We start from the raw sequence: 14,141 nt of genomic DNA on the forward strand, positions 1-14,141 counted from the left end.
TCGGCAGGCTGATCAGCCAGCCGTCATGGAGGCGACTTCAGTGGCGAAGTCCACCTGCTCAATCTCGATACCCTCGCCAAGGGTGTAACGGGTGAAGCGACGCACCTTGACGTTTTCACCAATCTTGCCGGCGGCCTGCTTAACCAGCTCAGCAACAGTGATCGAGCTGTCCTTGATGAAGGGCTGCTCCATCAGAGCAAGCTCCTTGAGGCGCTTGCCGATACGGCCCTCAACGATCTTCTCCTTCATCGCTTCAGGCTTGCCATCCAGGTCGTCACGACCCATCTCAATCGCCTTTTCGCGCTCGCGAATCTCGTCAGGGATCTCGTCAGTGGTGACGTATTCGACGTTGGGGCATGCGGCCACCTGCATGGCCACATCGCGGAGCAGCTCCTGGAACATGTCGCCACGTGCCACAAAGTCGGTCTCGCAGTTCACCTCAACCAGAACACCCACGCGGGCGCCGGTGTGGATGTAGCTGCCGATCGAGCCCTCAGCGGCGGTACGGCCGGACTTCTTCTCAGCGCTGGCAATGCCCTTCTGCCGCAACCACTCAATGGCCTTATCGCAATCACCATCGGTCGCTGCAAGGGCTTTCTTGCAATCCATCATTCCCGCGCCGGTCTTATCGCGCAGGTCCTTGACAAGCTTGGCGGAAACGGCAGCCATCGTGAAGAGGTGGTGGTGGGAACTGGAAATGGAGAACCGCCGACCCGCTCAAGCGGAACGGCGGCGTGAACTTAGCGGTTCGAGGACCTCAGCCTTCGGCGTCGTCGGCACCGCGCTGATCATTGGCACCGTGACGGCCCTCATTGATCGCATCGGCAAGGCGGCTGAGCACGAGCTGAACGGAGCGGACAGCGTCGTCATTGCAAGGAATCGGCACCTCGCACAGATCAGGGTCGCAATTGGTGTCCAGCATCGACACCAGAGGAATATCAAGCTTGCGTGCCTCGAGCACAGCATTGGTCTCGCGTCGCTGATCGACAAGAACCACAACATCCGGGAGGCGGCGCATGTTCTTCAGACCACCCAGATATTTCTGGAGTCGATCGAGCTCACGACGGAGAACAGCGGCCTCTTTCTTGGGGCGCATGGCGATGGCTCCGCTGGATTCCATGCGCTCAAGATCCTTGAGGCGATCAATCCGGGCCTTCATGGTGGTCCAGTTGGTGAGCATGCCGCCCAGCCAGCGCTGGTTCACATAGGACGCTCCGCAACGGGCAGCTTCGAGAGCCACCACTTCGGACGCCTGCTTTTTAGTGCCGACAAACAGAAACCGCTTGCCGCTGCGTGCAGCGGAGCGAACCCACTTGTAGGCATTGTTCATGCAGACAGCGGTCTGCACGAGGTCAATAATGTGCACCCCGTTGCGCGCGCAATAGATGTAGCGCGACATCTTGGGGTTCCAGCGACGGGTCTGGTGCCCAAAGTGGGCGCCAGCTTCCATCATCTCAGCGAGAGTGACAACAGCCATGGGAGTTGAGGTTTCGGGTTCGCCTCCACCTGTCAGGGATGGTCATGGGACCAGCACCCGAAACAGACAGGTGTGCGGTTTGAAAGGACCAGATGAACCTACCAAAGCAAGGTTCAAGCCATCCCTTGCTGGCGAGCTTCAAGCGCCATAGCCCGCACTCCGATCCGATTGAGGGGTAGCCGGAGCAATTCCATCGCCAGATCGGGCCGCCCGCGGCGAATGAGCCAGGCAAGCAGCGGCCTCAGGGAGCGTTCGTTCAGCAGACCGCCAAGGGTGAGCAGCTCCCAAAGCAAGCGATGCAACCAGGTGAACTGAATGATGAATCGCACCCGGCGGCTGGGGTGCTTGCGATAAAAAACCAGCCCCATCTTGGCTCGCTCACGCTCCACCCTGATCAAATCGGGGATCTGCTCAAGACGGAATGCCGGGTGCCAGTGATACCCCACCGCCTGAGGGCACTTGACGAGAACAACACCCATCTGGCGGAGTCGCTCACCGAGTTCAAGATCCTCCCAGCCGTAAAGGCGGAAACCGGTGTCGAAGAGTCCGGACCGTTCCAGGACCTGTCGATCGATCGCCACATTGCCAGTGGCGAAATAGGCCCAGGACAAATCGCGGAGTTTGTGTCGTTCAGCGGTGGGGCTCTCAAAATTGGCGGTGTTGATCACAGCGCCATAGGTGAAACAAAGCCGATCACCGCGCTGACTCCAGGACTGTTTCAAGGCCGCCGCGTGGGAGGCCAGAAATGTGGGAGTGACCACAAGATCGCTATCGATGAAAACAATCACGTCACCACGAGCGTGATCGACACCCCGGTTCCGCCCCTCCGCTGGCCCGCCATGGGCCTGCTCCACCAGACGCACATGCGGAAAGCGACCAGCGTCCCGACGCAGCCAGTCAGGCGTGCCATCACTGGAGCCGTCATCGACCACCACCACCTCATAGGCCTCGAGGTCGGTAGTCAGGCGCTGATCCTCCAAGGCCAGCAGACACTTCTCCAGGATCGGCCGCCGGTTGTAGGTGGGGATGACGACGCTGGCAAACATCCGCACAGGACCGGCAAGGACCCACAGCCTAAAGACATGAAAAAAGGGGGCCAAGGCCCCCCTGAAACGAAAGCAAGAACGGAATTCAGTCGGCTGCGCCACCGTTGTTGGCCGTACCGGTCACACCATTGCCGGCACCTTCTCCACGGCCGTCGTTGCGGAGCTTGCGCTTCTTGAACTTACGGGCGTAAGCGCGGTTGCGCTCTTGCTTTTCCTTCTTGAGATTTCTGCGCTTGGCCATGCGAAAGGGGCTGGACGACGACTGGGACTCCTACCAACCTACTCTTCCGCCTTGAACAGGCGACCGTCCTCCATCCGCACCAACCGATCAGCTAGATCGAGAATGCGAGGGTCATGGGTCACCATCAGCACCGAGCAGGACTGTTCACGGGCCAAGCGACGCAGCAATTCCACCACCTCGCGGCCCGTGGTGCTGTCCAGCGCGGCTGTCGGTTCATCAGCGAGCAGCAGCTGTGGCCTGGCCGCCAGCGCCCGGGCGATCGCGACGCGTTGCTTCTGCCCACCGGAGAGATCGTGGGGCCGCTTGGCCATGTGGTCATCCAGACCGACCGCCCGAAGCCATTCCCGTGCCTGATCACGACGGGCGCGGTAGGAGAGCCCCTCAAGAAGATCAGAGCCCATCTGCACGTTCTGTTCCGCCGAGAGGCAGCGCAGCAGGTTATGGCCCTGAAAAATCATGCCGATCCGACGGCGCAATCTCTGCCTCTGGCCGCGGCCAGCCCCCCGGAGCTGCTGTCCGAACACCCAAAGATCCCCTTGCTGCACCTGGCGCAGGGCTCCGATCAGGGTGAGCAAGGTGGTCTTCCCGCAGCCCGAAGGTCCCGTCAGGAGGACCACCTCTCCAGGTTCAATCCTCAGATCCACAGCCTGAAGAACCTGCCGGCGGGTGGAGCCGCGGCCATACCAGTGGCTCAGCCCCTGGATCTCAACAGTGAACGACGAGGTTGGCTTGGCTGGCTCGGGCTGCCGAGAACGAATCAGCTGATCGGACGGGCTGGACATGGGTCAGAAGATCTCAGCTGGGTCTGCATCGACCAATCGGCGCATGGCCAGGCAGGCGGACACCATGCACATGACAAGGATCATCGTGAAGACCGTCAGAGCACGGCTGAGGTCCATACCGACAGGTAAACGCGTGGCCTCACGGACAAACCAATACAGACCCTGGCCGGCCAGGTAGGCGGGCACGTAGCCGAACATGGCCAGCAGCAACCCTTCGCGAACAACAACCCCGAGCAACGTGGGGAGGCGGTAGCCCATGGCCATCAAGGTGGCGTATTCCGGCAGGTGGTCGCTCACGTCTGTGTAGAGCACCTGATACACAATCACGCATCCCACCACGAATCCCATGGCGGCACCGAGGGTGAAGATGAATCCGATGGACGTACTGCTTCGCCAGTAGTTCTGTTCGAAATCAATGAACCCTTGCTTGGTCAGCACACGCACATCCTCAGGCAGCAAAGCCTGGAGCCTCTGACGCACCTGTTCAGGGTCGGCGCCAGGAAGCAGACGAATCAGACCGAGTTCGATGCTGCCCGAGGGGGTGTTGGGCATGAGATCCAAGAAGGTTTCCGAACTCGTCAGCAGATTGCCGTCTGCGCCGAAACTGGTGCCGAGGGCAACCAGACCGGCCACTCTCACTCGATTACCGCCGATTTCACTCTCAACGGTGCGACCCTCCCGAAACCAAGCAGCAACTGGACCGAATTCCGGACGGGATCGCTCATCGAACAAGACCCGGCCCTTCTGAGACAACAATCTCGCCTTGGCGGGTAAATCTGGATCGGTAAAAAAAGGATCTTCTGGGTCAAATCCGAGCGCCAGGATCGAACGGGTGTGACGGGTTTCAGGATTGCGCCAGAGCATGAGGCTCCAGTGCACCGGAGTGATGCCCTCAACAGCAGGATCGGCCATGGTTTGAATCAAACGCCGCCTGGGAAAGCCAGCCATCCGCACCGAACTGGTGGAGCGGGGGCTGATCAGGACCAGATCCGCATCAAAACGTCGATGCACCGTGACGCTGGCATCGAAGAGGCCATCGCGGAATCCCAGCTGCATGAACATCAGGATCCCAGCGAAACTGATCCCGGCGAGGGCCACGACCAACCGCACCGGCTGGCGGATCAGCATCAGGGAGGCCAGGGGAATTCGCCGCCACCACCAGAAAGGACGCATCACAGCAACCGGCTCAGGGGTTCTGGAAGCGAGCGATGACCTTCATACCGGCCAAACGGGTCACCCGAGCTGCGGATTCAGCGTTCAAGCGAACCCTGACCTCCACGATCCGAGCATCAGCATCACCCGTGGGATCGGTGGAGAGCACCCGCCGCTGTCGCACCTGGGGACTGATCCGCATCACCTCGCCCTCAAGACGTCCGCTAAAGCCGCCGTTCTCACTCACCAGAGTGACCGCCTGACCGAGGCGAATGCGATTGACATCCGATTCGTAAACCTCAATCAGAGCTTCCATCTCCTGGCTAGCCCCAACCTCAAGCACCCCATCGGTACCGGAACGCTCCCCCACCCTGGTGATCACTTTCAGCACCACACCATCAATCGGAGAGCGCAACTCACTGTCCTTGAGATCAGCCTGCAATTTGCGCTCACGGGCCAGGGTTTCCCGACGCTCCCCTTCCAGACGCACCAGTTCATCCTGTTTGTCTTCGAGGAGAACAAGGGCGGCCGCACCTTCACGAGCGGCCGCGGCGTAGCGGGAGACCTCACGCTTCTGCATCCGGATCTCAATGTCCAACGTGCGCAATGTCTCTTGCACACCAGAAAGATCCGCCAGAATTTGGGGGCGGCTGTCGAAGCTGGCAAGCACTTCGCCGCGACGAACTCTGTCCCCCTCCCTCACCAACAGTTGGGCGACTCGAGGAGTGCCGCCAAAACCACTGACCGGCGCCGCAAGGCGGCGGACATCACCGGCGGGTTCAAGCTGACCTAAGGCTGCGACAGCTTCGGGTGGCCGAACAGTCACCGGGTTAGCCGGTGCCGGCTGTGAGGGAACGGATGGTCGGCGTAGCACCGCAAACAGGCCCAGCAACACGAGCAGTCCCAGGCCACCAGCAAGCCAGGGGAGTCGCCCAGACATGGTCAAGGCTCGGGGGGATTGTCGAAGAGAAGCTCCTCGATGTAACGATCCGCCCACTCCGGACTGAAGGCCTTCTCGAGAACCCGCCGGGTCTTGTCGTTGCGCTTCTGTTGCAGGCAATAGGAGAGCTGACCCTGGTGACGCTGAAGTGTAGGAAGCGCATCAGCGGCGTCGGGCTCGCCCTGCCTGATCGCTGTGGCCAGAATCTCGAGATAGCGACCCACCAGATCCACAAACCACCCTTCCTCTTCGGCATCGACGGGGCGGATGAAGCGAACGAATGGGGAGAAGATCGACCCCCAGGCCGGCAGCTCGCGCACCTGCTGGAAGGGCGGTAACACCAGGTCTTCCAGCGGACTGCGCACCGAGTCCGGCAGATGGGCTGTCACCGGCGAGAGATCGACGATCGCTGCAGAGATCCCCGCAGGACTGGCGACGATATCGGCACCGAAGACGGGCAGGTCGTAGCGAGGATCAGGAAAAAACACGCAGTGCAGGATCTGGAGGCCAAGCCCAAGGCGAGCGGTCTCGAGATGCAACTTGCGCAGCCCTCGGCACTGATGCAGTTCGTTGCGGATGAACAGAGCCTCGCCGTCAAGCGTGGCGGTGATCGCCTCCAAATCGGGGTCGACCGCAAGGGGGGCAAGATCGGGCAGATCCTGACGACAGATCCGGATCCGATCGGCCAGGGCATCCACCAGGGGATGCATGGAGAGATCCGAATCGCTGATGGTCGTCGGCACAGGTGCGATGCAGCACAGAATGGGACTTTGACACGGGATCCTGAGCCACTCCACCCCCGGCCCTGAACTGCTGCATCAGACCCTGGCGAACGGCAGCCGCTGCGTGATCGCCCCCATGCCGGAGAGCACACTCACCTGTCTTGATTTCTGGTGTAAAGCCGGAAGTGCGAGCGAAGCAACCGGTGAGGAAGGGATCGCCCATTTCCTGGAACACATGGTGTTCAAGGGCAGCCAACGGCTTGGGCCAGGGCAATTCGATCTACGCATCGAAGCGCTGGGTGGCAGCAGCAATGCCGCCACTGGATTCGACGATGTGCATTTCCATGCTCTCGTGCCTCCAGAAGCCGCTGCGGAGGGGCTCGACCTACTACTCGACTTGGTGCTGGAGCCGGCCCTTGAGGCAGACGCCTATGCCATGGAACGGGACGTGGTGCTGGAGGAGATCGCTCAATACCGGGACCAACCCGATGACCAGGTGATCCAGCAGCTGCTGACACGCTGCTGCCCAGATCAGGCCTACGGACGTCCGATTCTTGGCTGGGAAACCAGCCTTCTAGCCAGCACTCCAGCACTCATGCGGCGCTTCCACGAACGGCGCTACCAAGGCAGCAATTGCTGTCTGGCGGTAGCCGGTGCGCTTCCGGCAGGGCTTGAGAGCCGACTGACGGCTAGTGCCATGGCTGCACTGCCAAAAAAAGATGTCGAGGGCGGAGGAGTCCAAAGGAGCACTCCCCTGCGTTTCAAGGCTGGGCACGCTGCCATCCAGGTGCCCAGGCTGGAGGCCGCAAGGGTTCTCATGGCCTGGCCAGCCGCCCCGGCTGAAGACCAGCTGGCCGTGATGGGAATGGACCTCGCCACAACGGTGCTGGCCGAGGGACGGCGCAGCCGCTTGGTACAGCACCTGCGCGAGGAGCTGCAAATCGTGGAATCCATCGACATGGACCTGACCGTTTTGGAAGAGGGCAGCCTGGTCATGCTCGAGGCCTGCTGCCCGCCCGACTTGGTGGAGCGAGTGGAGCAGGAGGTGCGGATCGTGCTCGCTGCGGTAGCCGCAGAACCAATTCATGCGAACGAGCTGGAACGGGCGAGACTGCTCGTAGGTAACGGTCTGCGCTTCAGCCTGGAGGCACCTGGTGCTGTGGCCGGGATTGCCGGAGCGCAAACGCTTTGGGGACATTCAAAGTCGCTGCTTGAGCCGTTGATCCATCTGAATCACTGGGATCCTGAAACCCTGAGAACTTCGGTGTTCTCCCAGTTACAAACCGAACAGGCCTTCACGCTCGTGGCCCTGCCTGGTGATGAGGACTGATGCCCCTACCTGATCTGATTCTCGACCCCGTCAACACGCCCGGGGTGATGGCCGCCAAACTTTGGATCCGTCGCGGAAGCGGGGCGGATCCCGACGGCGAACGTGGAGCGCATCAACTGCTGGGCTCCAGCCTCACCAGAGGCTGTGGACCGCTTGATCACCTGGCATTGGCGGATCTGGTGGAGGGCTGCGGCGCAGGCCTGCGCTGCGATACCCATGAAGACGGCATGCTCATCAGCCTCAAGTGCCGTGACACCGACGCTGCGGAACTTCTGCCTGTGCTGGGCTGGATGCTCAGCGCCCCCCAACTCCGTCCCGAGCAAGTGAATCTGGAGCGGGAATTAAGCCTTCAAGCCCTACAGCGTCAGCGGGAGGACCCCTTTCACCTCGCCTACGACGGCTGGCGTCAGCTGGCCTATGGCACAGGTCCCTATGGGCACGATCCCCTCGGGGTCAGCGATGAGTTGCAAGTCCTCGATGCACAAAGTCTGCGCCCCCTCGCCGAGCAGTTGACGTGCCATGGAAGCGTTCTCGCCCTCTCGGGAACGATTCCGACGGAACTGCTCAGCGGACTGGAGGATATGCCTGCTTTTCAGTCGCTCCAAACAGGCCAGGGGCTGAACCAAGCGGCGCCCGAGCTGGACGAGCGGTGTGCGAATGAAACGTTCACACCTCAACCACAAGGAGCGATCAGCCTTCACCCTCTAGCCACCGAACAGGTGGTGATGATGCTGGGGCGGCCCACTCGCCCCCATGGTCATCCCGACGATCTAGCCCTGCGACTACTCCAGGCCCATCTAGGGGTTGGCATGTCAAGCCTGCTGTTCCGGCGCCTGCGGGAGGACCACGGCGTCGCTTACGACGTGGGAGTCCACCACCCTGCCCGTGCAGCAGCAGCCCCGTTTGTCCTGCACGCGTCCAGCAGTGTGGAACGGGCTCGGTTGAGCCTGCGGCTGCTTCATCAAAGCTGGCAGGAACTGGCTGAACGATTACTGAACGAGGAGGATCTCGAGTTAGCCCGCGCGAAATTCCGCGGACAACTCGCCCACGCCACCCAGACCACTGGGCAGAGAGCTGAGCGACGCGCCCAGCTGCGGGCCCTCGGTCTTGATGATGCGCACGATCAGAGAAGCCTGGAGCAACTCAAAGAGCTTGATGCCGAGGTGCTGCGGACAACCGCCGCCCGTTGTCTCCAAACGCCTTTGCTCAGCCTCTGCGGCCCCAAGGAGTCGCTCCACACCCTCGCGGAGGACTGGCGCAAGCTGATCTGAAACGACGCAGCTCAGTCGGATGTTGCATCAAGCACCCGCAGGTACTCGAGCGGGATCAGAAAGGTGCCTCTCCGAAAACGAACGGCAGCCATCTGCATTGGACGCAGGCCCACGACATCTCCCAATTCCTCCGTTGTGACGAGGTCAGGTGGGCGAAGCATCGGCATGGGATCGGCCGTCTTCAGGTACGGCAGTGGTCGTACCAGCTGAACGCGGTCACCAATCGCGGCGGTCATGATCCCTGGGCAATGCTCCTCTCCTACTGCAGGATGGGTCGAGCTGACTTCTGCCCGTGCGGGCTTTGGCCACCTGGAGCGGCGCGACTGCCGGTCTGATGCTGATTCTCGTCGGCAGTTTGATGCCGGCGGCCCTTGTTCTGCCGCTCGTCCCCCCCCATGTGGTGTCTTTACCCAGCACCTGGCAGGTGCCGGCCCTGTTAGCTGTTGCCCTGATCTGCGGACCCAGGGCTGGAGTCATGGCCGCCGTCGCTTATCTGACCATCGGATTATTCGACATGCCGGTGTTTCACGACGGTGGCGGGTTGGCCTATCTGCTGAATCCAGGTTTTGGGTATCTGGCTGGCTTCGTTCCCGCTGCCTGGCTCAGTGGTCGACTCGCTCAACAGCGAGGCATGAACAACCTGGGCCGCCTGACCCTTGCAGCGATTGCCGGATTGCTCACGATTCAGATCTGCGGACTGCTCAATCTGTTGCTTGGCAGCTTGGTCGGGCGTTGGAGTGAGCCGCTTCCCCAGCTCCTGTTCAGCTATTCCCTGGGCCCGCTTGGGGCGCAGATCCTGCTTTGCATCGCTGCGGCCCTGGTCGCTCGACTGATGCGCAAGCTTCTGGTCATCGAATGAATGGAGTTCCGATGATTCACGCGGGTGGCCAGCGACGCTTCAGACGGGTCTATTTGCTCCTGGCATTGCTGGTCGTGCTCGTTGATCAATTCAGCAAAGCCTGGGTCCGCGATCAGCTTTTGCCTGGCGTGGCCACGCCCTTGATCCCAGGGTTTCTGCAACTGCGCTGGGTGCGCAACAGCGGCGCCGCGTTCAGCCTGTTGACCGATGCGACGGTCCTGCTCGGGCTGCTCAGCCTGGTGGTGGCGATCGTCTTACTCATCTGGATTTGGAAAGCACCACGACTGGGAGCTTGGCAAGGCTTAGCCCTAGCCCTGTTGCTCGGCGGGACCGTGGGCAACGGACTCGATCGCTGGCGGCTTGGTCATGTCACCGACTTCCTGGAACTGGTGCCGATCTCGTTTCCCATCTTCAATGGGGCCGATATCGCCATCAATCTTGCGGTCGCCTGCTTCGCCATTGACGCCCTCAGCCGACGCCATGATTCGGGACGAGCCTGAACGCACAAGGTTGGCGACGCTGACCTTGCGACAGCCCAACCAGCCGGATCGCCAGCTGGTGCTCCATGGAGAGGCCTATCGGCTCGGCCGTGATGAGGGACTGGAGATCGCCGTAGAGCACCCGGCAGTCAGTCGTCAGCATGCCCTTCTGCGCCGCCGAGGCCGCCATTGGATGCTGATCGACCTGGAGTCCACCAATGGACTGTGGTGGAGAGGCCGACGGATCCGCGAGCTGGAACTACGGGACGGGGATCGCGTCAGCCTCGCGCCCGCCACGGAAGCCGGTGCCCCCACCCTTCACTTCCACAACCCTGCCGAACGACGACTCCGGCGCGTCGAACAGTGGATCGCCCGAGGGCTGCTTCTGGCCCTCGGGGGTGGTGGCCTTGTTCTCAGTCTCGCGGCCCTGCAGGTTCCCGTCCGGGGGCGACTCGCGAGCGTGCAGGGACCGATCGCGATTTATGACCGCAACAACAAACCCCTGGATTCGGTTGATTCCAGCCGACACCGTGAGTTGCAGTCGATCGGATCCTTCTCCCCTGATCTGGTTCATGCGCTGCTGAGCAGCGAGGACAACCGCTTCTGGTGGCACCCGGGTGTTGACCCAGTGGGCACTCTCAGAGCCTTCGCCACCAATCTGACGGGGGGGCGCCTCATGGAAGGGGGCAGCAGCCTGACCCAGCAGCTGGCCCGCAGCCTCTACCCCGATCAAGTGGGGCAGGGAGACACCCTGGGGCGCAAATGGAGGGAGCTGTTGGTGGCTCTGCAGCTGGAGAGCCGATTCAGCAAAGGGGATTTGCTGCTCAGTTACCTCAACCGGGTCTACTTGGGGGTGGGCTGGGGCTTCGAGGACGCAGCCAGAACCTATTTCGGGAAGTCCGCCTCGCAACTCAGCCTGGAGGAATCGGCCCTGTTGGTGGGGCTACTTCCTTCACCGAATGGGCATGACCCCTGCCAGTACCCCCAGCGGGCGCTGGAAGCGAGAAACCGCGTGCTCAACAAGATGGCCGACGCTGGACGCTTGTCCCTCGATCAGGCTCGCCAAGCACGCCGCCGGCCGATTCAGCTGTCGAAATCTGCCTGCAGCCAACAATCCACGCGCCGCTCGGCACCCTTCTATACCGATCAGGTGCGTCGAGATCTCAGCGCCCTCGTGGGCCCTGAAGTCGCAGCCGAAGGAAATTTCCTGGTGGAAACACACCTCGACCCGCTGCTACAGGCGGTCTTGGAGCGACAACTGCAACGGCTGCTCAACGAAGCCCAGGGGCTCGGGGTCCGAGAGGGGGCTGCCGTGGTGATCGATCAGCGCAACGGGGGCGTGCTTGCCATCACGGGCGGCAAGGACTACCGCTTCAGTCAGTTCAACAGGGCGACCATGGCCCTGCGTCAGCCGGGGAGCACCTTCAAGCTGATGACCTACCTGGCGGCATTGCAACGGGGAATCAAAGCTGGAGATGCCGTTGACTGTGGCCCTCTGGACTGGGGCGGCCAACGCTTTGAGAGCACCTGTGGTGGTCAGCTCAGCCTCACAAGTGCCTTCGCCTCCAGCAGCAATACAGCCGCCCTGAGGCTGGCTCGGCGCGTGGGACTTGAACAGGTGGTGCGACAGGCCAGAGCCCTCGGAATCAATACCCCACTGGACCCAGTGCCCGGGCTGGCTCTCGGTCAGAGCGAAGTGCGACTGATCGATCTGACAGCCGCCTATGCAGCCGTGGCCAACGATGGGCTCTGGAACCCACCGACAACGATCCGCAGACTGCTGGATGCAGAAAGCTGTGCGGCCGAAAAGGTCAAGCGCTGCGGCAGCCTCACCGGCACCGACAACACTCGGGTGACCAGCGCCCGGCGCGCCCTGCGCAAGGACGTGGCCAAAAGCATGCAGGCCATGTTGCGGAGCGTTGTCCGGGCAGGCACTGGAACGGCGGCCTCCCTTGGAGGCCAGGAAGGGGGCAAGACCGGCACCACGAATGACGGCCGGGACCTGCTGTTCATCGGCTATGAACCCAGCCGCCACTGGGTGCTGGGGATCTGGCTGGGAAACGATGACAACAGCCCCACGGCCAGCTCCAGTGCCCTGGCAGCCTCCCTCTGGGGAGACATCATGCGTGCAGCGGGACGTGGCAGCAAGGAGTCGCCTTGAAGCTTCGACAGTCGTGGATCCTGTGGGCCGTTGGTGGCCTGATCGCGCTCGTGGTGGTGGGGATGGTTCTGCAGGCCATCCGGAGCCTGCTTTGGGATCTCAGCTACCTGCTTCCAGCCTGGCTGGTCGGACCCGTGCTGCTCATCGGCACGCTGCTGGTGGTGGCGGTGATCCTGCAGGTGGGATTGCCCTGGTGGCGCGCCTGGCGCCAAAGACAAGCTGGTTCAGGGCAGCATCGTGGACATGCGGGCTCCACCCCAGCACCACCCGACAGCCGCCGGCAAGCAGCTGAACAAAGCCTCGAAAGCATTGATCGACTGCTCGAGAAGCTTGAAGACGCCGTGGCACGGGAGGGACTTCGCCAGGAACGTGAACGGGTCGAGCAGGAGCTCCAACGCGGCGACCTGACCGTGGTGGTCTTCGGCACAGGCTCCAGTGGAAAGACCTCCCTGATCCGAGCGCTGCTGCAAGAGATGGTCGGAGAGGTGGGAGCAGCGATGGGGAGCACGAGCGAAACCCATCGCTACCGACTCCGCCTCAAGGGTTTAAAGCGGGGCCTGCAACTGGTGGACACACCAGGAATCCTCGAGAGTGGGCGCGATGGGCGGGAGCGGGAGATCGAGGCACGCCGTCAGGCCAGTCGTGCCGACCTGATGCTTGTGGTTGTGGATGGGGATCTGAGGGCGGCTGAGCTGGAAGTCACCCGCCATCTGGCAGGGCTAGGGAAGCGCCTCCTGCTGGTGCTCAACAAATGCGATCTTCGTGGCGAGGAGGAGGAGCGACGCCTGCTGATGCTGCTCAGGCAGCGCTGCGGTGATCTACTTGCCGCCGACGACGTTGTGCCTGCGAGCGCTTCACCGCAATCAGTCCCCCGACCGGGACAGCAGCCTTGGCAACCTCCGGCGGAGGTAGAGCGTCTGCTGCGACGGTTGGCCAGCGTGCTCCATCAGGACGGTGAAGAACTGCTGGCCGACAACATCCTTCTGCAATGCAGGCATCTGGGGGAATCCGGACGACGCCTTCTCGATCAGCAGCGGATGCAGGAAGCACGACGTTGCGTGGATCGCTACAGCTGGATCAGTGGAGGCGTCGTGGCCGCCACACCTCTCCCAGGCATTGATCTGCTCGGCACGGCGGCGGTGAATGCCCAGATGGTGATGGAAATCGCTGGTGTCTACGGCGTTCAGCTCACTCGCAGCCGCGCCCAGGAACTGGCGGTATCCGTGGGGCGGACCCTCGCCGGCCTCGGGATTGTTAAAGGAGGAATGTCTTTGATTGGCACGGCCCTGAGCCTCAACCTGCCGACCCTGTTACTGGGTCGAGCCATCCAGGGCGTTGCCGCCGCATGGCTGACGCGCATCGCTGGGGCCAGCTTCATGACCTACTTCCAACAGGATCAGGACTGGGGTGATGGTGGCGTGCAGGACGTGGTCCAACACCATTACGACCTCAACCGCCGGGAGACATCCCTGCAGCATTTTCTTGCCCAAGCGCTTCAGCGGGTCGTGGAGCCGCTGAAGCGTCGGGAGGCGAAACAACTACCGCCGAGACCAGGGCCTCGGGCGGGGGAGGGCGCATGGGACCGCGAGAATCGAGAACGGTGATCAACAACAGATAGATCACCCCGATTGCCACAGAGAGCGCACCGGTGACGATGGCGACCCAGCGACCGCGAGCCGGA

General features: G+C 62.1%; 15 protein-coding genes. 6 read left to right on the plus strand and 9 right to left on the minus strand.

Annotated features, from left to right (window positions below; genetic code table 11):
• Nucleotides 1–12 precede the first annotated feature (12 nt).
• The 8 genes from tsf to CWE17_RS05805 form a co-directional block, all read right to left on the minus strand.
• Complete coding sequence (tsf, locus tag CWE17_RS05770; protein WP_131455408.1) at nt 13–669, minus strand: translation elongation factor Ts; 657 nt, start codon at nt 667–669, stop codon at nt 13–15.
• Nucleotides 670–757: 88 nt separating this feature from the next.
• Nucleotides 758–1,477: a 30S ribosomal protein S2 gene (gene rpsB, locus CWE17_RS05775; RefSeq protein ID WP_131455409.1), complete on the minus strand. Its 720-nt coding sequence runs from the start codon at nt 1,475–1,477 to the stop codon at nt 758–760.
• 113 nt (nt 1,478–1,590) lie between these two features.
• Nucleotides 1,591–2,523, minus strand: coding sequence for a glycosyltransferase family 2 protein (locus CWE17_RS05780; protein WP_131455410.1), 933 nt, complete (start codon nt 2,521–2,523; stop codon nt 1,591–1,593).
• 85 nt (nt 2,524–2,608) lie between these two features.
• Entirely contained in the window at nt 2,609–2,764 is a 156-nt protein-coding gene (locus tag CWE17_RS12220; RefSeq protein WP_006171625.1) for a hypothetical protein, read from the minus strand.
• 38 nt (nt 2,765–2,802) lie between these two features.
• Entirely contained in the window at nt 2,803–3,546 is a 744-nt protein-coding gene (locus CWE17_RS05790; RefSeq protein ID WP_131455411.1) for a DevA family ABC transporter ATP-binding protein, read from the minus strand.
• 3 nt (nt 3,547–3,549) lie between these two features.
• Complete coding sequence (devC, locus tag CWE17_RS05795) at nt 3,550–4,719, minus strand: ABC transporter permease DevC (protein ID WP_131455412.1); 1,170 nt, start codon at nt 4,717–4,719, stop codon at nt 3,550–3,552.
• A 13-nt stretch (nt 4,720–4,732) separates the two neighbouring features.
• Nucleotides 4,733–5,638 carry an HlyD family efflux transporter periplasmic adaptor subunit gene (locus tag CWE17_RS05800; RefSeq protein WP_131455413.1) on the minus strand — a complete coding sequence of 302 codons (906 nt, stop codon included), beginning with the start codon at nt 5,636–5,638 and terminating at the stop codon, nt 4,733–4,735.
• Between the two features lie 2 nt (nt 5,639–5,640).
• Nucleotides 5,641–6,435, minus strand: coding sequence for a phycocyanobilin:ferredoxin oxidoreductase (locus CWE17_RS05805; RefSeq protein ID WP_131455414.1), 795 nt, complete (start codon nt 6,433–6,435; stop codon nt 5,641–5,643).
• 61 nt (nt 6,436–6,496) lie between these two features.
• On the opposite strand from CWE17_RS05805, the gene CWE17_RS05810 reads away from it, so the two are divergent.
• Complete coding sequence (locus CWE17_RS05810) at nt 6,497–7,690, plus strand: pitrilysin family protein (RefSeq protein WP_131455415.1); 1,194 nt, start codon at nt 6,497–6,499, stop codon at nt 7,688–7,690.
• Nucleotides 7,690–8,961 carry a pitrilysin family protein gene (locus CWE17_RS05815; RefSeq protein WP_131455416.1) on the plus strand — a complete coding sequence of 424 codons (1,272 nt, stop codon included), beginning with the start codon at nt 7,690–7,692 and terminating at the stop codon, nt 8,959–8,961. The genes CWE17_RS05810 and CWE17_RS05815 overlap by 1 nt, the downstream gene beginning before the upstream one ends.
• An 11-nt stretch (nt 8,962–8,972) precedes the next feature.
• Here the strand turns inward: CWE17_RS05815 and CWE17_RS05820 are convergent, their stop codons facing one another.
• Nucleotides 8,973–9,197 (minus strand): NAD(P)H dehydrogenase assembly family protein, encoded by a 225-nt coding sequence (locus tag CWE17_RS05820; protein ID WP_131455417.1) that lies wholly within the window; start codon nt 9,195–9,197, stop codon nt 8,973–8,975.
• Between the two features lie 56 nt (nt 9,198–9,253).
• On the opposite strand from CWE17_RS05820, the gene CWE17_RS05825 reads away from it, so the two are divergent.
• From CWE17_RS05825 to CWE17_RS05840, 4 genes are read left to right on the plus strand one after another with little or no spacing between them, the layout of a single operon-like run.
• On the plus strand, nt 9,254–9,820 hold the full coding sequence (locus CWE17_RS05825) for a biotin transporter BioY (protein ID WP_131455418.1): 567 nt from the start codon (nt 9,254–9,256) through the stop codon (nt 9,818–9,820).
• A complete protein-coding gene (gene lspA / locus CWE17_RS05830) occupies nt 9,817–10,320 on the plus strand; it encodes a signal peptidase II (RefSeq protein ID WP_240789268.1) in 504 nt (167 codons plus the stop codon). The genes CWE17_RS05825 and lspA overlap by 4 nt, the downstream gene beginning before the upstream one ends.
• The gene (locus CWE17_RS05835) at nt 10,301–12,460 is read left to right on the plus strand and encodes a transglycosylase domain-containing protein (protein ID WP_131455419.1); all 2,160 of its coding nucleotides are present in this window, start codon (nt 10,301–10,303) and stop codon (nt 12,458–12,460) included. Before lspA ends, CWE17_RS05835 begins: the two co-directional genes overlap by 20 nt.
• On the plus strand, nt 12,457–14,064 hold the full coding sequence (locus CWE17_RS05840) for a YcjF family protein (protein ID WP_240789270.1): 1,608 nt from the start codon (nt 12,457–12,459) through the stop codon (nt 14,062–14,064). Before CWE17_RS05835 ends, CWE17_RS05840 begins: the two co-directional genes overlap by 4 nt.
• The last annotated feature ends 77 nt before the right edge of the window (nt 14,065–14,141 follow it).

The sequence above is a fragment of the Synechococcus sp. BS56D genome (genome assembly GCF_004332405.1).
Classification (GTDB): domain Bacteria; phylum Cyanobacteriota; class Cyanobacteriia; order PCC-6307; family Cyanobiaceae; genus Synechococcus_C.